General features: G+C 64.1%; 19 protein-coding genes and 1 tRNA gene. 11 read left to right on the forward strand and 9 right to left on the reverse strand.

Features of this window, described 5'->3' with window-relative positions:
• Positions 1-103 precede the first annotated feature (103 nt).
• On the forward strand, positions 104-1,528 hold the full coding sequence (puuE, locus tag AB4099_RS01075) for an allantoinase PuuE (RefSeq protein ID WP_441476729.1): 1,425 nt from the start codon (positions 104-106) through the stop codon (positions 1,526-1,528).
• Positions 1,529-1,533: 5 nt separating this feature from the next.
• Here puuE and AB4099_RS01080 read toward each other — a convergent pair whose 3' ends face one another.
• Entirely contained in the window at positions 1,534-2,295 is a 762-nt protein-coding gene (locus AB4099_RS01080; protein WP_441476730.1) for an SDR family NAD(P)-dependent oxidoreductase, read from the reverse strand.
• A gap of 162 nt (positions 2,296-2,457) precedes the next feature.
• Here AB4099_RS01080 and AB4099_RS01085 point away from each other — a divergent pair, with 162 nt between their 5' ends.
• Entirely contained in the window at positions 2,458-2,595 is a 138-nt protein-coding gene (locus AB4099_RS01085; RefSeq protein ID WP_162768072.1) for a hypothetical protein, read from the forward strand.
• A gap of 18 nt (positions 2,596-2,613) precedes the next feature.
• Here the strand turns inward: AB4099_RS01085 and AB4099_RS01090 are convergent, their stop codons facing one another.
• Together AB4099_RS01090 and AB4099_RS01095 are read right to left on the reverse strand one after the other, a co-directional pair.
• The gene (locus AB4099_RS01090; protein ID WP_441476731.1) at positions 2,614-4,053 is read right to left on the reverse strand and encodes an SNF2-related protein; all 1,440 of its coding nucleotides are present in this window, start codon (positions 4,051-4,053) and stop codon (positions 2,614-2,616) included.
• Positions 4,050-5,021: a LysR family transcriptional regulator gene (locus AB4099_RS01095; RefSeq protein WP_441476732.1), complete on the reverse strand. Its 972-nt coding sequence runs from the start codon at positions 5,019-5,021 to the stop codon at positions 4,050-4,052. The genes AB4099_RS01090 and AB4099_RS01095 overlap by 4 nt, the downstream gene beginning before the upstream one ends.
• A gap of 169 nt (positions 5,022-5,190) precedes the next feature.
• On the opposite strand from AB4099_RS01095, the gene AB4099_RS01100 reads away from it, so the two are divergent.
• The 6 genes from AB4099_RS01100 (at position 5,191) to AB4099_RS01125 (ending at position 12,117) form a co-directional block, all read left to right on the forward strand.
• Positions 5,191-6,720, forward strand: coding sequence for an ABC transporter substrate-binding protein (locus tag AB4099_RS01100; RefSeq protein ID WP_441476733.1), 1,530 nt, complete (start codon positions 5,191-5,193; stop codon positions 6,718-6,720).
• Between the two features lie 178 nt (positions 6,721-6,898).
• Positions 6,899-7,816 (forward strand): ABC transporter permease, encoded by a 918-nt coding sequence (locus AB4099_RS01105; protein WP_441476734.1) that lies wholly within the window; start codon positions 6,899-6,901, stop codon positions 7,814-7,816.
• A gap of 2 nt (positions 7,817-7,818) precedes the next feature.
• Positions 7,819-8,715 (forward strand): ABC transporter permease, encoded by an 897-nt coding sequence (locus AB4099_RS01110; protein WP_113513620.1) that lies wholly within the window; start codon positions 7,819-7,821, stop codon positions 8,713-8,715.
• Positions 8,715-9,701 (forward strand): ABC transporter ATP-binding protein, encoded by a 987-nt coding sequence (locus AB4099_RS01115; RefSeq protein WP_441476735.1) that lies wholly within the window; start codon positions 8,715-8,717, stop codon positions 9,699-9,701. The genes AB4099_RS01110 and AB4099_RS01115 overlap by 1 nt, the downstream gene beginning before the upstream one ends.
• Complete coding sequence (locus tag AB4099_RS01120; RefSeq protein ID WP_441476736.1) at positions 9,698-10,711, forward strand: ABC transporter ATP-binding protein; 1,014 nt, start codon at positions 9,698-9,700, stop codon at positions 10,709-10,711. The genes AB4099_RS01115 and AB4099_RS01120 overlap by 4 nt, the downstream gene beginning before the upstream one ends.
• A gap of 17 nt (positions 10,712-10,728) precedes the next feature.
• Positions 10,729-12,117 carry a M20 family metallopeptidase gene (locus AB4099_RS01125; protein WP_441476737.1) on the forward strand — a complete coding sequence of 463 codons (1,389 nt, stop codon included), beginning with the start codon at positions 10,729-10,731 and terminating at the stop codon, positions 12,115-12,117.
• 3 nt (positions 12,118-12,120) lie between these two features.
• On the opposite strand, the gene AB4099_RS01130 is transcribed toward AB4099_RS01125, so the two are convergent.
• Positions 12,121-12,375 (reverse strand): hypothetical protein, encoded by a 255-nt coding sequence (locus tag AB4099_RS01130; protein WP_162768073.1) that lies wholly within the window; start codon positions 12,373-12,375, stop codon positions 12,121-12,123.
• Between the two features lie 364 nt (positions 12,376-12,739).
• The gene (locus AB4099_RS01135) at positions 12,740-13,153 is read right to left on the reverse strand and encodes an MgtC/SapB family protein (RefSeq protein ID WP_441477650.1); all 414 of its coding nucleotides are present in this window, start codon (positions 13,151-13,153) and stop codon (positions 12,740-12,742) included.
• 334 nt (positions 13,154-13,487) lie between these two features.
• Between AB4099_RS01135 and AB4099_RS01140 the strand changes: the two genes are divergently transcribed.
• On the forward strand, positions 13,488-14,165 hold the full coding sequence (locus AB4099_RS01140; protein WP_441476738.1) for an HPP family protein: 678 nt from the start codon (positions 13,488-13,490) through the stop codon (positions 14,163-14,165).
• Positions 14,166-14,288: 123 nt separating this feature from the next.
• Positions 14,289-15,263, forward strand: coding sequence for a 1-aminocyclopropane-1-carboxylate deaminase/D-cysteine desulfhydrase (locus AB4099_RS01145; protein ID WP_441476739.1), 975 nt, complete (start codon positions 14,289-14,291; stop codon positions 15,261-15,263).
• A 323-nt stretch (positions 15,264-15,586) separates the two neighbouring features.
• Here the strand turns inward: AB4099_RS01145 and AB4099_RS01150 are convergent, their stop codons facing one another.
• From AB4099_RS01150 to phhA, 4 genes are all read right to left on the reverse strand, one after another.
• Positions 15,587-16,783 (reverse strand): MBL fold metallo-hydrolase, encoded by a 1,197-nt coding sequence (locus AB4099_RS01150; protein WP_441476740.1) that lies wholly within the window; start codon positions 16,781-16,783, stop codon positions 15,587-15,589.
• Positions 16,784-17,452: 669 nt separating this feature from the next.
• Positions 17,453-17,528, reverse strand: a tRNA-Lys gene (locus AB4099_RS01155).
• Between the two features lie 143 nt (positions 17,529-17,671).
• Complete coding sequence (locus AB4099_RS01160) at positions 17,672-18,946, reverse strand: solute carrier family 23 protein (RefSeq protein WP_441476741.1); 1,275 nt, start codon at positions 18,944-18,946, stop codon at positions 17,672-17,674.
• Positions 18,947-19,081: 135 nt separating this feature from the next.
• On the reverse strand, positions 19,082-19,963 hold the full coding sequence (phhA, locus tag AB4099_RS01165; RefSeq protein WP_441476742.1) for a phenylalanine 4-monooxygenase: 882 nt from the start codon (positions 19,961-19,963) through the stop codon (positions 19,082-19,084).
• A 122-nt stretch (positions 19,964-20,085) separates the two neighbouring features.
• Between phhA and AB4099_RS01170 the strand changes: the two genes are divergently transcribed.
• Positions 20,086-20,568 carry an Lrp/AsnC family transcriptional regulator gene (locus AB4099_RS01170; protein WP_113513642.1) on the forward strand — a complete coding sequence of 161 codons (483 nt, stop codon included), beginning with the start codon at positions 20,086-20,088 and terminating at the stop codon, positions 20,566-20,568.
• The last annotated feature ends 1 nt before the right edge of the window (position 20,569 follow it).

Consider the following 20,569-nt stretch of genomic DNA (forward strand, 5'->3'; position numbering starts at 1 on the left):
GGTTTTCGGGAAAGCCGATGCAACGCAGAAGCCTAGACATCGCCGCCCGGACCCAATCCTGGCGCGCCCCGCCAAGTCAGAACCACCCTCGCGAGCATCAGCCATGAGCGACCAGACCTACCCCCGCGACCTCGTCGGCTATGGCCGCAATGCCCCGCATCCGCATTGGCCGGGCAATGCCCGCATCGCCGTGCAGTTCGTGATCAATTACGAGGAAGGCGGCGAGAACTGCATCCTGCATGGCGATGCGGCCTCGGAGGCCTTTCTCTCCGAGATCGTCGGAGCCGCCCCCTGGCCCGGTCAGCGCCACATGAACATGGAGTCGATCTACGAATACGGCTCGCGTGCTGGCTACTGGCGACTCTGGCGCATGTTCACCGAACGCCACCTGCCGGTGACGGTGTTCGCCGTTGCGAGTGCGCTGGCCCGTTATCCCGAGATCGTCACATCGATGAAGGAGGCAGGCTGGGAAATCGCCACCCATGGGCTGAAATGGATCGATTATCGCAGCCTCCCCGCCGAGCAGGAGCGCGCCGATATCCATGAGGCGATCCGCGTCCAGCGCGAGCTCACCGGCGAGAGACCTCTCGGCTTCTACCAGGGGCGTTCTTCCGAGAACACGACGCCGCTGATGATGGAGGAAGGCGGCTTTCTCTACACCGCCGACGCCTACGCTGACGAACTGCCCTACTGGATCACGGGACCGAAGGGCCCGCAGCTCACGGTGCCCTATACGCTCGACGCCAACGACATGCGCTTCGCCACGCCGCAGGGCTTCAACACCGGCGAGCAATTCTTCACCTATCTCAAGGATTCCTTCGACACCCTCTATGCGGAGGGAGACGAGGCGCCGAAGATGATGTCGATCGGGCTGCATTGCCGGCTCGTGGGCCGCCCGGGGCGCGCCGCGGCGCTGGCCCGTTTCCTCGATTATGTCCGCAGCCATGATCGCGTCTGGGTCGCAACCCGGCTCGATATCGCCCGTCGCTGGATCCGGCAGCATCCGCCGGCCGGCGGCTACCAGCCATCAGAGCTCCCGAAGGCCCTTTTCGCCGAGGTTTTTGGCCGGGTCTGGGAACACTCGCCCTGGATAGCCGAAGCAACGTATGACGCCGGTCTCTCGCCCCGTGAGGACAGTGCGGAAGGCCTGCACACGGCCATGGCGAAGGCGATGCGCTCCGGTTCGCGCGACCAGCAGCGCGCACTCCTCCTCGCCCATCCCGACCTCGCCGGGAAGCTCGCGGCCGCCAAGGAACTCACTCCGGAATCCACGATCGAACAGGCCTCGGCAGGCCTTGACCGGTTGTCCAGCGACGAGCGCGCGCGCTTCACCGCGTTGAACGAAGCCTACAAGGCTCGCTTCGGCATACCCTTCATCATCGCAGTCAAGGGGCTCACCAAGAACGAGATCGTGGCCGCCTTCGAAGAGCGCCTGAAGAGCACGCCGGAGCAGGAATTCCTGACCGCGCTGGTCCAGGTGGAGAAGATCGCGCTGCTGCGGTTGCGGGACCTGCTGCCGCCAGGCTGAGGGCGCTACAGCCCGCTGACCAGATGGCCGCCATCGACGGCAACGACCGAGCCGGTCATGAAGCGGGCTGCGTCCGAGCAGAGCAGCAGGAACGGGCCGTCGAGATCGGCGAGGTCGGCGGCGCGGCGCATCGGAATGCGCCTGATCAGGGCCTTGCCCTCATCGGTCTCGAAGAAGGCGCGATTGAGATCGGTGACGACATAGCCCGGCGCCAGCGCGTTCACCCTGATCCTGTGGCGCGCCCATTCTAGCGCCAGCGCCTTGGTCATCTGGACCAGTCCCGCCTTCGAAATCGCATAGGGCGCGACGCTGAGCGCCACGCGCTCGCCGAGAATCGAGGCGATATTGACGATGGCCCCGCCGCTGTCCTGCGCGGCCATGAAACGCGCCGCCGCTTGCGCGGCAAAAAAACAGCCCTTCAGATTGATGTCGAGATGCGCGTCCCACTGCGCCTCGGTCAGGCTCAGCGCGCGCTCGGGATCGGCAACGCCGGCATTATTGACCAGCAGATCGAGGCCACCCATTGCAGCGTGCGCTTCCGAAATGCCGGTCTCGACCGCGGCGACCGATCCGATATCGAGCGCGAGCGGCGTCACCTTGCCCGGCAATCCAGCGCAGGAACGAGCCAACTCGGACAGCCGGTCGAGGCGGCGCGCGGCGGCGACTACATGCGCACCTCGCGCCGCGAGAAGCCGGGCGAAATACTCGCCGAGCCCTGAAGACGCGCCGGTCACCAGCACGCGCTTGCCCTGCAGATCCTCGAACATGCCGCTTCCTTACCGCCCTCCGATGCAACGCGAAGGGACACCGCCGCAACGCAGAGGTCAACCGGCCTATAGACTGTCCTCAGTGGCGGCGGACCGTGCTGCGCTGCGGAACAGGCCGATCTCATCCGCGTTCTCACCAAGGGTGCGGCCAGGAGGGATCACATGTTCCGGATTCTATTGATCATCGCCGTCATCGCCATCGGCTTTGACGCGGTCGTTCATCAGGGCGCCTATACCCGCGAGATATGGCTGGGCCTTGTCGGCCTGACCAACTCCCTGCTGGGCAGCATCAAGCAGTGACGCCCGGGTGCGGAGCACTCAGGCTGCGGCACGCTCCTCGACGAGGGTCGCGATCGCATCCAGCATCTGCGTGTCGTCGCCAGCCATTCCGTCCATCGCCGCCATGCGGATGATGACCGTGGCGGCGACCGTTTCCTCGACCGTATCCTCGGCATAGGCGTAGAAGATCGTGGCGTGCTGACCGTCGCGATGGCAGCGGCCTTCGATCTGCTGCAGCTGGATCGCGCTGTGCCGCATATCGTGGACGACCAGCGACCGCTCGCGCTCGCCCCCGGCCATCTCGCCGCGATGCAGGGAGATCGACTCGGTCACCGTAAAGACGACGACGTCGAGCGCCCCGGTCTGGAAGGCAAGCCGCGTCTCTTCATTGGCCTGCCCGCTATGCTCGCCATTGATCTCGCCGACCTTCCAGCCGCGCCCACGCAGCGTCTCTGTCAGCATGCCGCTCGTCTCGAGAAAGGCGACGGAAATCGCGACCTGTTCGTCATTGCCGAGCAGATCCTCGACGAAATCGGCCGTGCCTGGAATACGCAGCAGGCTCGCCTTCTGGCGGAACCGCAGATCGGCGGCCCAGCCCGCCGGCTTGCGGGTCGAACCACCGGCAAGGCCCAGCTCGCGCCGGAACTCGCGCCATGTGGCGTCGTAGAGCCGACGTGCCGACGCATCGAGCGCAATCGGCGCCAGTTCGCGCTGCACCTCTGGCCAGCCGGCGATCTCTTCCGGCCGCCGGCGCAGCCCGATGGCGTTCTCGCCCCTGTACAGCAGGTCCGACATGAGCTTCCGGTCGGCCTCGTTCGACTCCCAGCTCCAGTTCTTCCAGCGCCCCTTGGCCCTCCCGATCTTCAGGCGCTTCATCAGCACGCGAAAACCGTCGAGATCGGCGCTCGGAGCACCGGCTGCCTGGGCCAGCAGAGATCCGAGATAGGAGAGCTCGTGCGGCGACTGGCCCGCGGTCGCACTCATGTAAATCGCGAAGCGGGCCGCCGCAGCCATCTGACGGCAGACCAAGCCTTGCTGGGAGTTCGGATTGCGGATGCGATGGGCCTCGTCGATCACGACGATCGGCCAGATCCGCTTCGGCGTTCCGAGTTTGGCGAGCTCGTTGTTCTTCGCCCGCGTCGAGCGCTTCTTGCTGTCGGTGGGGGCTGCAAGCAACGACTTCGTCCGCTCGAAATTCATCAGCGTGATCTTCTTCGGCGGCAGGCCGGAATGCGCGATGGTGCGCCGCCATTGCGGGATCGCGCCCTTGGGGCAGATCACCAGCACCTCGTCCTCCGGCATCGCGGCAACGGCGAGCCAGGCCGAAAGCGTCTTACCGAGTCCGGTCAGATCGCCGAGCAGGAAGCCCGGCTTGCCGGCCGCCCGGGCGGCAAGGATCGCATCGCGCGCGACAAGTTGGTGTGGGTGCGGGATCATGATCTCCGACAGCGCCACGCCTCTTCCGGTCGGCTTCGTCATGCTCCCTCGGCTTCCCTTGTTTGAGCAGGCATGGCCGCCTGCACGGTGCGCGGCGTCGCCGCTGCAGCCACGGCATCGGCGGCTTGCAGTTCCCCGATCAACAGGGTGATGAAGTTCGTCACCAGCCGCGGCAGCACGCGGCCCGACATGGTCTGCACTTGCAGGCTGCGCGGCGGCAACTCGCCATCCCTGAGCGGCAGCGCGACGACCGAGCCATCGCGGACCGAGGCGCCGAAGGAGATGCTGCTGGCGAACATCACTGCGCCACCAAGCTTGCAGAGATGTCTGAGGCTCGCGACATTGGTCGTGACCAGAACCGGGTCGACGGTCAGGCCCCGTGCCGAGAAATAGATATCGACGATCCTGCGCACCGTCGCCTCGCCATCGAGCACCCCGATCGGATGGGCGAAAATGTCCTCGATATGGATCGGCGCCTTGCTCGCCAGCGGATGATGCGGCGCGACAAAGGCATAGGTCTGGGCCGCACATTGCCAGTTGATCGTCACCCCGCGCTCCGGCTGCAGCACGAAGGTCAGGCCGATATCGATCGACCCGGTGCGAATATGCTCGGTCACGACCTGGGGCGATATCACCTTGAGATCGAAAGCAACATTGGGATGGTGCCTCCGGAAGTTGTAAATGACTTCGGGGATGAAGCTGACGGCAAAGCCCTCGGTGACGCCGAGGCGGATCAGGCCCTTGCTGGCGCTGCGCAACTCGCGGATTTCGTTGACGATCTGCTCGCTCTCGAGCTCCAGGCGCTGGGCATAGGCGGCAAGCGTCTGGCCGGCCTGGGTGAGGATCATGCCGTGCGAGCGCCGCTCGAACAGGCCGGCGCCGAGTTCCTTTTCCAGATTGGCGATCTGTCGGCTGACGGCTGAGCCGGCAACGCGCAGCCGCTGTGCCGCGGCGCTGACAGACCCTGTTCGCGCCACTGCCAGGAAATATCGCAAGGCCGGAGTTTGCATGATCGGGCTTTAGCGATGCTTTGCCGGTTCGGCAACGATCCCTTCTATTCATTCTTATGGCGGCAAGCGCTTTCCTTAGGCAGATTTCAAACTGCGTACAGAGCGACGGATCACCGTTGCCACACGTGGCTACACCAAGACGAGCGATAACGCTGCGAGGGGAAGAAGTATGAGATTTGTCACGAAGGCCATCGCGTTGGCCCTGGCTTCGACGACTCTGGCCGCAGCGGGAGCAGCCACGCCGGCATTCGCCCAGAAGGCCGCCAACACCGTCCGCTTCGCCTATGATCAGGCACCTGAGAACGTCGACCCCTTCTTCAACAACGTCCGTATCGGCGTGATCATCGGCGCCAATGTCTGGGACACGCTGGTCTATCGCGACCCGGTCACCAACGAATACAAGGGCCAGCTCGCCAAGAGCTGGAAGCAGATCGACGACAAGACGATCGAGTTCGAGCTGCGCGAAGGCGTGAAGTTCCACAACGGCGAGGAGTTCGACGCCGATGACGTGGTCTACACCCTGAATTTCGTCGCCAAGCCCGAGAGCAAGGTCGTCACCCAGGGCAACGTCAACTGGATCGAGAAGGCCGAGAAGCTCGACAAGTACAAGGTCCGCCTGACCACCAAGGAGATCTTCCCGGCTGCAATCGAGTATCTCGCCGGTCCGGTGGTGATCCATCCGAACGAGTATTACGAGAAGGTCGGCCCCAAGGGGCAGAACGAGAAGCCGGTCGGCTCGGGCCCCTACAAGGTCACGAACTACGTCCCCGGCAAGTCGATCACCCTTGAGACCAACAAGGACTACTTCAAGGATTCGCCCAAGGCGCAGGCCAAGGTCGGCAAGATCGAAATCCGCTTCATCCCCGACCGCCAGACCCAGATGGCCGAGATGCTGTCGGGCGGTGGCGACCTGATCATGCACGTGCCCAAGGATCAGGCCGACCAACTCAAGACCGTGCCGATGCTGCAGGTCGTCTCCGGCGAGACGATGCGCATCGTCTTCATGCAGATGAACATCCTCGAGAATACGCCCTCCCCGGCGCTCAAGGATGAGCGCGTCCGCAAGGCGATTATCCACGCCATCGATCGCGAGGCGATGGTCAAGAACATCGTCGGCGACGGCTCACGCGTCATCAATACGATCTGCTTCCCCTCGCAGTTCGGCTGCACGGACGAGGGCGCCGCGCGCTATCCCTACGACCCCGCCAAGGCCAAGGCGCTGCTCGCCGAGGCTGGCGTCAAGGACCTCACGCTCGATATCGTCGCCTATCGCGAGCGCAATCAGACCGAAGCGCTGATCGGCTATCTCCAGGCCGTCGGCATCAAGACCAACCTGCGCTTCCTGCAATACGCCGCGATGCGCGAGCTGATCGCCACAAACAAGGCGATGCTGACGCACCAGACCTGGGGCTCGTTCTCGGTCAATGACGTCTCGGCCAACACGCCGAACTATTTCGCCTTCCGCAGCGAGGACATCACCCGTGATCCGCAGGTCCGCGACCTGCTGAACAAGGGCAACAACTCGGTCGCGCCGGAGGTCCGGAAGGAGGCTTATAAGGAGGCGCTGAAGATCATCGCCGACAAGGCCTATGCCGCGCCGCTCTATTCGCTGCCGGTCTATTACGTCGCGAACAAGGACCTGCTCTTCAAGGCCTATCCGGACGAGCTCGTCCGCTTCTGGGAGATGAGCTGGAAGTAGCACGCTCTCCGCTCCGATCGAGCCAAGCGTCTCCCCGGATCGGTGCTGATCGCGCCGATCCGGAATCCATGCCAGAGCGTCACGGATGGGGGTTCAGATGTGGATCCCGGCTTGCCGGTGCGCTCGGGCCGGGATGACCAGGGATTCCATTCCCCATGAACATCATTGGAAGCACCCCGTGTTAGGCTTCATTCTCAAACGGCTGGGCCTGGCGTTGCTCGTTGCGCTTGCCGTCTCGGCCATTGCCTTCTTCCTGTTGCGCCTGTCAGGCGATGTCGCGGTCGCGATCGCCGGCGAGGGCGCGCAGCAGGCCGATATCGACCTGATCCGCGAGACCTACGGGCTGAATCGGCCGATTGTCGTCCAGTATCTCGACTGGCTCTGGCGGACGCTCTCCGGCGATCTCGGCACGTCGATCTATTTCAAGACGGACGTCGCCTCGCTGGTGATGGCCAAGCTCCCGGTAACGCTGATCCTCGGCCTGACATCGCTCGCCTTCGCGCTGCTGATCTCGATTCCGCTCGGCGTGCTCGCGGCGATCTACGCCAATAGCTGGATCGATCGCGTTGCCCTGGGCATCGCCGTCGTCGGCCAAGCGATGCCGAACTTCTTCTTCGCGCTGATCCTGGTGATGCTGTTCTCGATCACCTTGCGCTGGCTGCCGGTTTCCGGCTCCGATAGCTGGCTGCACTATGTCATGCCGACCGTGGCGCTCGGCTACTACGCAGCGCCGGCCTTCATGCGGTTGATCCGCGCCGGGATGATCGAAGTGCTCTCCGCCGATTACATCCGCACCGCCCGCGCCAAGGGGCTGCCCCCCGGAAAGGTCGTCTTCAAGCACGCGCTGCGTAACGCGGTCGTTCCCGTGGTGGCGCTCGCCGCCGTTCAGCTTGGCTTCCTGCTCGGCGGCTCGGTGGTGATCGAAACGATCTTCGCTCTCGATGGGCTCGGCTACCTCGCCTACCAGAGCATCACCTACAAGGATTTCCCGGTCATGCAGGTCGTCGTCCTGCTGCTCTCGGTCGTCTACGTCCTGCTTACGCTTGCGGCCGATATCGCCAATGCCTGGCTCGATCCGCGCATCAGGGTGGCTTGATCATGAGCGAAACCGCACTCTCCGCTCCCGACGCGCCCGAGCTTTCCGAAACCCGCAAGCTGCTGCGCCGCATGCTCGGCCAGAAGGCCTTCGTCTTCGGCGTCGGCCTGCTGCTGCTCTTCATCGCAATCGCACTGCTCGCGCCGGTTCTGGCGCCGCATGATCCCTATCTGCAGAACCTGACGGCCCGCAATGTGCCGCCGTTCTGGTACGAGAAGGGCAACTGGGCCCACCCGCTCGGAACCGACCCGCTCGGGCGCGACTATCTCTCGCGCCTGCTCTACGGCGCCCGGATCTCGCTGCTGATCGGCATCAGCGTGGTCATCATCTCGGGCCTGATCGGCACGACGATGGGCCTGCTCGCCGGTTATTTCGGCGGCCGGATCGACATGCTGATGACGTTCCTGGTGACGACGCGCCTGTCGATGCCAGTGATCCTGGTCGCGCTCGCAGTCGTCGCCATCGTCGGCTCCTCGCTCTGGATCGTCATCCTGGTGCTCGGCCTGCTGAAATGGGACCGGTTCGCGGTCGTCATGCGCAGCGCAACCCAGCAGGTCCGCTCGCTCGACTATGTCGCCGCCGCCCAGGCCGCCGGCGCCTCGACCACGCGCATCATCCTCGGCGAAGTGCTGCCCAACATTGCGCCGCATCTCATCGTCGTCGCCACGCTGGAAGCAGCAAGCGCCATCCTGCTCGAAGCGGCGCTCTCCTTCCTCGGGCTCGGCGTGCAGCCGCCCCTGCCCTCCTGGGGTCTGATGATCTCCGAAGCCAAGGCCTACATGTTCTTCTCGTTCTGGCTCATCGCCCTACCAGGCACGGCGCTCGCCGTGCTCATCTTCGCGATCAACCTCGCCGGTGACGGCCTGCGCGACGTGATCTCGCCGGAGGGTCGCACCTGATGCAGACCTCCGACAACACCGTGATTCTGGATGTCGACGGTCTCACCGTCGACATCGCCACCCCGCGCGGCCCGCTCCATGCGGTCCGCGATCTCTCCTTCAAGGTCGAGCGCGGCAAGACACTCTGCCTCGTCGGCGAGTCCGGCTGCGGCAAGTCGATGACCTCGCTTGCGATCATGGACCTGCTGCCGAAGGCCGCGAAGCGCAGCGCACGCAAGCTCGGCTTTGCCGGCGAAGACCTCGCCAGGGCTGGCGCCAAGCGCATTAACAGCCTGCGTGGCAACCGCATGGCAATGATCTTCCAGGAACCGATGACAGCCCTCAATCCGGCCTACACCATCGGCGACCAGATGACCGAGGCCTATCGCCTGCACAAGAAGGCGAGCGAGACGGAGGCACGCGAGCGCGCCACCCATCTGCTCGACAAGGTCGGCATCGCCAACGCCGCGCAGCGTCTCGGGCAATATCCGCACCAGCTCTCGGGCGGCCTGCGCCAGCGCGTGATGATCGCCATGGCGCTGATGTGCGGCCCGGAACTGCTGATCGCCGACGAACCGACCACCGCGCTCGACGTCACCATCCAGGCGCAGATCCTGAGGCTGCTTGCCGAGCTCCAGCAAGAGTTCGGGATCGCCATGGTGCTGATCACGCACGACCTCGGCATCGTTGCGCGCATCGCCGACTGGGTCGGCGTGATGTATGCCGGGCAGATCGTCGAGGAAGGCCCGACGGAAGCAATCTTCCGCCAGCCGCGCCACCCCTACACCCAGGGACTGATCGACTGCATCCCCGTCCCCGGACGGACCGAGCCGGGCGGCAAGCTCGGCGTCATCCCCGGTGTCGTTCCCTCGCTCGTCGGCGAGATCAGAGGCTGCAGCTTCCGCGATCGCTGCAAGCATGCACAGCCCTCCTGTGCGCAAACCCCACCCTTGCGCCACCGGCCTGACGGCCAGAGCTGGCGCTGCATCCTGGAGGACGCGGCATGAGCGGCGCTCTCTCGACTCCCAACCTCGCGCAATCCGAGATCCTGCTCGAGGCCCGCGAGCTGACCCGTTCCTTCTCGGTCAGCCAGGGCCTGTTCAAGGGCAAGCGCACGCTGCACGCGGTCAACGGCGTATCGCTGGCGATTGCCAAGGGAGAAGTGCTCGGCATCGTCGGCGAATCCGGCTGCGGTAAGTCCACGCTGGCGCGCATGCTGCTCGGCCTGCTGCCGCCGTCGAGCGGCGAGATCGCGCTCTCCGGTGAGAATGTCGGCAAGCTCGGGCGGCTCGGCATGGCCAGGCGGGTGCAGCCGGTTTTCCAGGACCCGTATTCCTCGCTCAACCCGCGCCGCACGATTGCCTCGATCGTCGCGCTGCCGCTCGCGGTGCAGGGCCTTGGCACAGCGGCCGAGCGGCGCAAGCGCGCCATCGAGATCCTCGAGAAGGTCGGCCTTCCCAGGCGCTTCGCGGACCGGTATCCGCGCGAACTCTCGGGCGGCCAGCGCCAGCGCGTCGCCATCGCACGTGCGCTGATCCTCAACCCCGAGATGGTGGTCTGTGACGAGCCGACCTCGGCGCTCGACGTCTCCGTGCAGTCACAGATCCTCAACCTGCTCAACGACCTGCGTAGCGAGCTTGGCCTGACCTATGTTTTCATCAGCCATAATCTCGTGGTGGTGGAGCATATCGCGACCCGCGTCGCCGTGATGTATCTCGGCCGAGTCGTCGAACTGACCGACACCGCGACCCTCTTCAAGGCACCGCGCCATCCCTACACCAAGGCGCTGCTCGCCTCGGTGCTGACGCCGGAGCCGGGCAAGGGCATCCCGGAAACCGGTCTCGGCCTCGCTTTTCCCGACCCGCTCAACCCGCCGCCCGGCTGCTCCTTCCATCCACGCTGCCCAGCGAAAATGGCGCAATGCGTGACGGTGACGCCCCAGCTGCGCCAGGACGAGAGCGGGCTGGTCGCCTGCCATCTCTACGAATCCGCCGCCTCAGGCGCGACTGCATCCTGACATCCAAGGAGACGACCATGACCCGCGCCAAGGCGATTGCGCATGCATATGACTATTTCGACAGCGGCAAGTTCAAGAGCGACCTTGCGCGCCTCGTGGCAATGCCGACCGAGAGCCAGAATCCCGAGCGTGCTCCGGTTCTGAGCAAGTATCTCGAGACGGAAATGCAGCCGCTGCTGGAATCGCTCGGCTTCACCTGCAAGACGCTGAACCATCCGCGCGCCAAGGGCCCGTTCCTGTTCGCCGAGCGCATCGAGGACTCGAGCCTGCCGACGATCTTCGGCTATGGCCATGGCGACGTGATCCGCGGCCTCGACAAGCAGTGGAGCGAAGGCCTCTCGCCCTGGACGCTGACCCAGCGCGGCGACCGTTGGTATGGCCGTGGCGTCGTCGACAACAAGGGCCAGCACGTCATCAACATCAACGCCCTGCGTGCCGTCCTCGAAACCCGCGGCAAGCTCGGTTTCAACGCCAAATATCTGATCGAGATGGGCGAGGAATGCGGTTCGCCCGGCCTGCGCGAACTCTGCACCGAACAGAAGGAGCTGTTCAAATCCGATATTCTGATCGGTTCGGACGGGCCGCGCCTCAATGCCGAGCGCCCGACAGTCTTCCTCGGCTCGCGCGGCGGGGTCACCTTCGATCTCACCATCAATGCCCGCGAAGGCGGTCACCATTCCGGCAACTGGGGTGGCATCCTCTCCGATCCCGCCATCCAGCTGGCCCATGTCATCGCTTCGATCGCCTCCCCGACCGGCCAGATCCGCATCCATGAATGGGTGCCAAAGGAGCTGCCCGAGCCGGTGCGCAAGGCGCTCGCCGATTGCGAGGTCGATGGCGGCCCGGACGGCCCGGTGATCGATCCGGAATGGGGCGAGCCCGGCCTCTCGCCCGCCGAACAGGTGTTCGGCTGGTGCTCCTTCGACGTGCTGGCGATGAAGTCCGGCGTGCCGGAAACTCCCGTGAACGCCGTGCCCCCGAGCGCCTGGGCCCGCTGCCAGCTCCGCTTCGTGGTCGGCATCGATCCTCAGGAGGTGCTGCCGGCGCTTCGCCGTCACCTCAAGCGCCACGGCTTCGGCATGGTCGAGGTCACGCTTGCGCGTGACGAGATCTTCAACGCCACCCGTCTCGATCCCGAAGACGCCTGGGTGCACTGGGCGCTCGCCTCAATCGCCACGACCACCGAGAAGAAGCCGGCGCTGCTGCCCAATCTCGGCGGCTCGCTGCCAAACGACATCTTCTCGGAAATCCTGGGCCTGCGCACCATCTGGGTACCGCATTCCTATCCCGGCTGCTCCCAGCATGCTCCCGACGAGCACCTGCCCGTCGCTATCGCGCGCGAGGGTCTCGGCATGATGGCGGGTCTCTACTGGGATCTCGGCGAGGGCAACACGCCGGCGCTCTGAGGCCTATTCGACAGGCTTAGGCGGCTCTCTGTCGGGCGGCAGATCGAACGGTGTCGCCGGAGGCCTCTCCGGCGGCACATTCGGCGGCAGCTCCGGCGGCGGATCACGCGGAACGCCGACCGGCTCCTCCTCTGGCGGCGATTCGACCGGCGGAGCCGGCGGCACTTCTGCCGGCGTCAGGGGCGGGGCCTCCGGCGGCGGAAATGGCGGCTGCGGCACGCCCGGTGAGGTGAGCCAATCGGTGGTCGTCGCGGACATCACGAACTCCTTGTTCGGTATCAACGCGTCGAAGCCGCGAAGGTTCGCCGTCCGCATTATGGCGGTGCCGGGAACAATGGCGACGATTGCGACTTGTTTCGGCAGAATCCTCAAGCCTGATGGGATTTGCCAGGACCTCGGCAGCCATGAACAGGGCAGATTGGCCACGCGAAAACTCCGCCCGCCTCGGCGACGAGCGATTTGCAGCAGCCACGGCCAGTGCAGACAGCTGTTATTCCATCGCCGAAAGACCGCGGCCGGCCCTCCACGGGCTCCGGCATTCCGAGAGTGGAGCTCAAGACCCGGTCGATAGCCTGAGCGCCGGTGGCGCCACGCGAAAAGGAGCGGTGGAGCTCCCCGCCGATCAAGGCCCCGAAGAATCTCCGGACTCGGTCCCTGCCTTGGAGCGAGAGCCATCTCCATTCGAGGATTGATCGTCCTTCGGTAGCCGTCCCTGCGCCCAACGCTCGATCGAATGGTCGATGACGAGCAGGGCGAGCGCGATGGCGGTGCCCGTGAGCGCCACCAGCCATTGACCAAGCCCGGCTGCGGAGCCAAGCGCCGCCGTCACCCAGACGGCCGCCGCTGTCGTCAGCCCATGCGGCGCGCGGTCATTCTCGCGCCGAATGATGACGCCCGCTCCCAGGAAACCGATGCCGGTCAGGACGCCTTGCACGACGCGGCTAGCGGCATCGGGGTGAGGCGCCCCGTAAAGTTCACCCCTGAAGATGGCCGCTGCGGCCGCCGCGCCAACTCCGACAAGGCCGAAGGTGCGGATGCCGGCGCCTCTTGTGCCTCAGCGTCCGCTGCCAACCGACAGCGACGCCGGCAAGCGCACCGCAGAGCAATTTCAGGACAATGTCGAGTTCGGTCAGCATGCGAAGCGAATCCCGACGCCACGGCGAAGCCTCATTTCTCTACCCGGCAGCGGAACTGATCAACAGTGCAGGAAGAACCGGGCAAGACTTCTGGCGCCTGGGTCTCGCCTCGCTGCTTCCAGCCCCGCCGTCAATTAACGTACAATGACGTGAAATATAATAATTGCCGTTGATCTGCGCGCAATGCTCATATTACAAGCAGCGCTCCCGACCGATCGGACCAGCGCGGGCAGCGTGAAACTCTTCAGTCCCATTCTCGCCGGCGCTACGATCTCGGAACGTCTGATCGCCTGTGCGGGCGCATTCGTCGCCATCGCGTTGACCGCCGCAGCCGGCCTGCTCTTCCCGGCGCCTTCTCCATTGGTTGTTGCACCGATTGGTGCCTCAGCGGTCTTGATTTTCGCCGTTCCGACGAGCCCTCTTGCCCAGCCCTGGCCCGTCATTGGTGGCAACGTCATCTCCGCCTGTGTCGGTCTCTGTGTGGCTTGGGCTGTTCCCGACATCACCCTCGCCGCTGCGCTCGCGGTGGCGCTTGCGATCGCCGTCATGTCGGTCACACGGTCGCTTCATCCTCCCGGCGGCGCGGTTGCGCTGACTGCCGCACTTGGCGGCTCGGCTGTCGCCAAATGGGGCTCTCTGTTCCCGTTGATCCCCGTCGGGTTGAATTCGCTGGCCTTGGTTGCGCTCGGGGTGGCATTCCATGCCCTCTCGCGCCGCTCCTATCCCCATCGTGCAGCACGAACCGAGCTGAACAAACTCCCTATTGGCTCAGCTCAGCCCTTCAGTGCCGCGGACATTGACGAAGCTCTGGCGCAAATGGGCGAGACCTTTGACATCGCGCGCGATGATCTGGACCGGTTGCTGCAATATGCGGAGGCAAATGCGGCACGCCGACAAGCCCGGACGTCCTGAACGTCAGCATCGAGCGCTGGATTGCACCGCCGCCGGGCTTGTCTATTGCTATAGGGCGCTTCGCTTGTCTCGCCATGCTCGGCGTCGCGGCGGCGCCCCCGCATTCTGGATCTGGACCACGTCATGCTGAGCGCGTTTCCGCGGATCGATCTCGTCGGCGGCCCAACGGCGCTTGAGCCGATGCGCCGCATTGGCCCTGTGACCGGGCATCCGCAGCTATGGATCAAGCGCGACGATTGCATGCCGCTGGCCTTCGGCGGCAACAAGGTGCGCAGCCTCGAATTCTGGATCGGAGAAGCGCTCGCACGGAAGAGCGACATGTTGGTGGTGGCCGGCGGCCTGCCCTCCAACCAATGCCGGCTGGCCGCGGCGGCGGCGGCGAAGATCGGCCTCGACATGCTCGTGCTCTATGCCGGAGACGCATCCGCTCCTCTGCGCGGCAACGCCCTGCTGACGGAGCGCCTGGGCGCGGAGATCCGGCTGCTCGGGCCCGTTGGCGAGGAGGAGCGTGGGCGGCTGGCACGGCAGACAATCGCCGAACTCGAGGCAGCGGGACGACGGCCCTATCTCATTGGCGATCCGGTTCTGGGAGCGTTGGGCTATGTCCGGGCGGCGCAGGAGTTATCCGAACAGGCCCAGGCGCTGAGTCTCGATCTCCGGCACATCGTACTTCCCGGCTCGATGGGCGTGACGGAAGCGGGAATGATCTTCGGAGCGGCCGTCCTCGGACTGCCGTGGACCTTCCATCTGGTCAGCGTCGAATACGACGCTTGTACCCTTCGGCGCCGTCTCGACGCTATCCTGCGCGACCTTGCTGGGCTGGTTGGCCGAGCCCTGCCATCAGAGTGTCTCGACCGCATCCGCATCGACCTCGGACAACTCGGCAAGGGATATGGCGTCCCCACGGCGGCATCGGTTCAGGCGGCAGCTCTCTTTGCCCGACATGAGGCGCTGATGCTTGAACAGACCTACGTGGCCAAGACCTTCGCCGGACTTCTGAAGCTGGCGGAAGACCACGTCATTCCTCCTGATGAAGCGGCCTGCGTCCTGCACACCGGCGGAACGCCCGCGATTTTCGAGCAGAGCGGGTCTGACTGATCCGGTCCTCGCACATGGGACCATATCAAGCGGTGCTCACCCAAGCCGCGACTTCAATGTAGCTCGCGAGGGATCGGAGCGCCCGTTCTGTTCCACTTTTGCGGCGATATATTGCCGGTCTGTGGCATGCGCATCATCAGACCAACGGATAGCGCATCGGGCCCCTATCCAGCGTGTTGGCCATGCATGGCGCAGCAAAATATCCGCATGGCTCGACGCTGACCAGCAGACACAGACTGCCAAGGCTACCCTCGTCCCAGTCGAAGAAGGGTTCACCTCGACGGCGTCGATCGCCATGGATAGCCGGCAACTCAGATTGCTCTTTAACTCACGAAGACGAAACGCGTACCCGTATAGGCTCTCAGCAATTTCGTCGGCATTTCTGCTTTGGCCAGCTCGTAGAACGGTTCGCCCGAGCAATGCAGCGGGATTATGTAGTTGGGATTGATCTCCTTGAGGGCGGTGATTGTCTGCCGCAGATATTCCTGCTGATACGGTGCAAGATGGAATCCGCCGATCACCGCATGGATTTTGTTGATACCGGATGCCGCTTGAGCTTGCTGGATCGCATTGACCACACCGCGATGGCTGCAGGAGGTCAACACGACCAGTCCCCGGCCCTTCACATTGAACGCGGTCGCGAGCTCATGCCGGAATTGATCGGGAATTGTAGCCTGCGTCCGTTCAGCTTCGGTCAAGCGCTCAGGGTTGCAACCTAAACCGCGCTCCAGCCCAATCTTCATGGCGCTGGGAGAAAGCAGCTTCTCAAAGCTCTTCTGACCTATCTGGCCCGTGGTAAAGCCATGGTCGCCCACGAGTGCCGACTTCTCCGCATACGTCACCGCCAACTGGGCCTCTTCCAACGCCTTGCGATCAAGCACGCCAAAGTCGCCACGGACGGGGGGCGCCGTCCATTCTCGCGCACAGAAGCAGTCTTCGCCTCCAACATAGAATGGAAGCTGGGGCCTCAGCTTCCCCTTGTTCCGCTGCAAGAAGCCGACAAGGCCACCGAAATGATCGTAGTGGCCATGGCTGAGTACGAGGGCATCGAGCAGGGCGGGGTCGATGCCCAGGAGTTCGATGTTGTTATTCAGCGCCTCCGGGGTGAAGCCGAAGTCGACGAGGATGTGGCGCGTCTCGCCGCCGCGCTGCGACTCAACGTGCATGGCAAGACCGAATTCGCTCACCAGTGTCTTTCCGGGTGGATGGGTACCGATGCCCCATCCGAAGTGCTGGATATCGACGCTATCTGCTTTCCTGCTGGGTGCGACAGCGAATTGATAGCTATCCGTCACCACACGGACCGAGACCCTATCAAGTTCTGGAACTGACCCAGCGATCCCCTCGGCCTTAACAGACTTCGAGCTGCCGAGCAGTCCGGCGAGCAATGCGCTGAAAGCGGCGGCTCCGCCCCCGCAGACAACTGCCCGCCGATCAATGTCTTCGCAAACGAACTGCGATCGGCCGGTTTGGGGCCCGGGAGCGAAGGAACATGAAGTTTTGTGCGACAAGATTGCCATGACCACCTCCCGCCTCTGGCTGCGACACCAGCCGTCGATGGAGGCGCGGGACGCAGCGGACCAAATCCTGTCGGCGGCGTCGGGCGTCTGGAAGCCAGGACACTGGCATGAGCGCCGCCGGTCGGCAACCCGTGGATATCCCTCTTAGCGGGTTTGGCTGCAGGCAAAGCGGATAAGGCCTGGCATCCGCCGTGATCGTCATTCGCGTCGATATCGCCGAATAGCGGGATTCTTCGCCAATTGCCGCTATCATTCAAGGCGGTCAATCAGGCGCTGGCGTCTCTGAAATTTGAGATCGTTCGACGTCTTAGCGGGAGTGGGTACGTAAGCGAGAGACTTGAGGTCCGACATGGCTGTGTTCATCGGATGCGCCGGACAACTCAATTGAACTCACCTTTATAGGCAATCAATCCTAGCGCCGTGTACGATGAAGGCTCGTCGGCCTGAAGCTCTCCCGCCATATAGCTTCGCCAACGCAGCGATTCTGCCAATCAGCGTCGCCACGCAAACGCAGGGAGCTTTCAAGCGAAGGGCGCCAAGCTTGCCCCCGGGCGCAGAAGGCAAAGCGGCCCTTGAACCGCCTTGAAGCTTTTACCGGTTTATAACTTCTCTGGGCGGTGCGACCTGCCCCGACAAACCTCTAAAAGCCGTTTGATTTCAAGAGGTTCGTGGTGGGTGATGTAGGGCTCGAACCTACGACCCGCTGATTAAGAGTCAGCTGCTCTACCAACTGAGCTAATCACCCATACGCCACGAAGACGTTGCCTTTCTGCCGGCCGGAACCGCGTCAGGCAGGGGGCGTGTAACAAACGCCCCCTGCCCTGTCCACCCCGTTTGAGCAGAAAAATGCACTCCGGCTAAATGCCTGTGTGCAACTGCGAGAAATCCTCACGCCGTGCGGCGATTGAGCAGGTGGTAAAGTGCGATCGCACCAAAGGTGGCGGTGCCGATTCCGCCGAGTTCGAAGCCGAAAATCGGCAGTTTGAGATCGCCGGCACCGAGGATCAGCGCGGTTGCAACCGTGATGAGATTCTTCGGCGCGGAAAAATCGACCTTGTTCTCGACCCAGATCCGGCCTGCAGTCGCGGCGATCAGGCCGAAGACGACGACGGCGAGACCGCCCAGCACCGCGACCGGGATCGTGCCGATCACCGCGCCGAATTTGGGCGAGAAGCCGAGCACCAGTGCGATCACGCCCGCAGCGACGAAGACCAGGGTCGAATAAACCCGCGTCACCGCCATCACGCCCATGTTCTCGGCATAGGTCGTGACGCCCGTGCCGCCGCCCGATCCGGCGATGATGGTTCCCAGCCCATCGGCCATGAAGCCGCGTCCGATCAGCGGATCGAGGTTGCGGCCGGTCATCACGGCGATGCCTTTGATATGCCCGAGATTCTCCGCGACCAGGATGATCGCGACCGGAGCGATCAGCGCCATCGCCTTGAAATCGAAGACCGGTGCGACGAAATTCGGCAAGCCGAACCAGGGCGCTGCGGCAATCTTTCCGAAATCGATTGTCGGAGCGCCGAAGGATGAGGCCGTCGCGGCGTAGACCACATAGGCCGTAAGGCCGCCGATCAGCACCGGCAGCCGCTGCGCCAGCCCGCGCCCGTAAACCGCCACCAGCGCGACCGCGACGACGGTGAACAACGCGATCCACTTCGTATAAGGACTCGCCGAGATCATGTTCATCGCGACCGCGGTCAGGTTGAGACCGATCGCGGCGACAACCGCGCCGGTGACCACCGGCGGCAGCAGTTTCTCGATCCAGTGGGTGCCGACGGCCTGCACGATCAGGCCGATGGCGAAGTAAAGTGCGCCGCAGGCGATGATGCCGCCCAGCGCCACCCCGATATTCGCGTTGGGGCCAGCCCCGGCATAGCCGGTCGCCGCGATCACCACGCCGATGAAAGCGAAGGATGAGCCGAGATAGCTCGGAAGCTGCCCCCTCGTGATCACGAAGAAGAGCAGCGTCGCGATGCCTGAGAAGAAGATCGCGACATTGGGGTCGAACCCCATCAGCAGCGGCGCCAGAACCGTCGAGCCGAACATGGCGACGACATGCTGCAACCCGGCGACAATGGTCTGCCCGGTCGGCAGCCGCTCATCCGGCATCACCGCGCCGGTCGTTTTCAATGTCCATTTCGGAAAATAGCCAGCCATGCCTCACGCTCCCCAGCCAAGCCGCGACCATGCTCGCGTCACGAAGCCTCATAGAAGGCAAGCGCGCTGCCGCCGCCAAGACGGCGGCGGTGAAATCGCTGTGATTTCAGGGGAAAACCAGCTTTCCTCGGCGCATCAGGAGGCGATCTGGGTTTGCCGATGGTGGCTCTGATCCCCGTGCTGGAAGAGACGATCCGCCGGCAGCGCCATGTCCGGATCAATATCAGCCCCGGTCCGAGCCTGGGACAGGGCCATGGCCATGGCCAGAGAGGTTTCATCGAGCGCCGGCATGCTGTCGAAGCCAGGCATCACGAAATAGCTCTGCTGGTAATCGTCGATGCGATAGAGCGTACGCATCACGCGGACAGCATCGAAGGCGATCCGGTTGGGTGATCTGCTCTCGAGCGCGAAGATCGTCTCCCCCGGCGAGGAGGCGATGCCGGCACCGAAGATGCGCAGGCCGGCCTTGGTCTCGATCAGGCCGAACTCGACGCTGTACCAGTACAGCCGCGCCAGCCGCGCAAGATCGGCGGCATCATACAATCTCAACCCCGCCTCGCCATAGGCCGCGACGAAATCGGCATAGGACCGGTTCATCAACAGCGGCACATGGCCGAAGATGTCATGGAAGATGTCCGGCTCCTCGATATAGTCGAACTCCTCGGGGCGCCTGATCCAGAAGCCCGCTGGAAAGCGGCGCGCCGCCAGATGCGTGAAGAAGACCCGGTCCGGCACCAGCCCCGGCACGGCCACGACCGTCCAGCCCGTCGCAGCTTCGAGCACGCGGTTCAGGTTGCGAAAATCTGGAATGCCATCGGCAGCGATGCCAAGCGCGGCCAGTCCCTCGAAATACTCGTCGCAGACGCGGCCACGGAGCAACTCGACCTGGCGCCGATGCAGCCGCGACCAGGTTTCATGATCGGCCCTCGAATAGGCGTCGAAACGCTGATCGACGATGAAGTCTTCCGGTATGTCATGCGGCTGCAGGCCGGAGCGGGAGAACGGATCGGTCGACATGGCGCACCTCCCTGACATGAAGGGAAGATGCGCGGAGCCGGCGGTCATGTCCTGACTATTTCTTGTTCTTCGGCGCATCCGCTGGCAGGATATGACGCAAGGAACGGAATTGAGGTCCGATCATGCCCCATCATGCGGCAAGGCCCTCTCGGCTCGATGAGACCGACCGGCGCATCCTGCGCGCCCTGCAGCGTAATGGCCGGATCACCAACGCAGCGCTGTCTGAAGAGATCGGCATGGCCGCCTCGCCCTGCCTGCGCAGGCTGAAGGCGCTGGAAGAGGACGGCATCATCACCGGCTACCGTGCGGAACTGGACCGGCGCGCACTCGGCCACGGCGTCGAGGCCTATGCCTTCGTCAAGCTCTCGCAATCCGACCCGGACTGGCGGACAAGGCTGGTCGAGAAGCTCAAATCCTTCGAGGAGGTGATCTCCTGCCAGGCCATGACCGGCGAATGCGACCTGCTCGTGCATATCGTCGCAGACGACATCGAGGCCTATGGCGAGTTTGCGATGCAGCGCCTGCTGACCCTGCCGGGCGTTGCGGACATGCGCTCCTCCTTCGTGCTGGCGACGATCAAGGCGAACGAGGGCTGGCCGGTGTGAG

Origin of the sequence: Allobosea sp. 2KB_26 (assembly GCF_052115715.1) — a bacterium.
Lineage (GTDB): Bacteria > Pseudomonadota > Alphaproteobacteria > Rhizobiales > Beijerinckiaceae > Allobosea.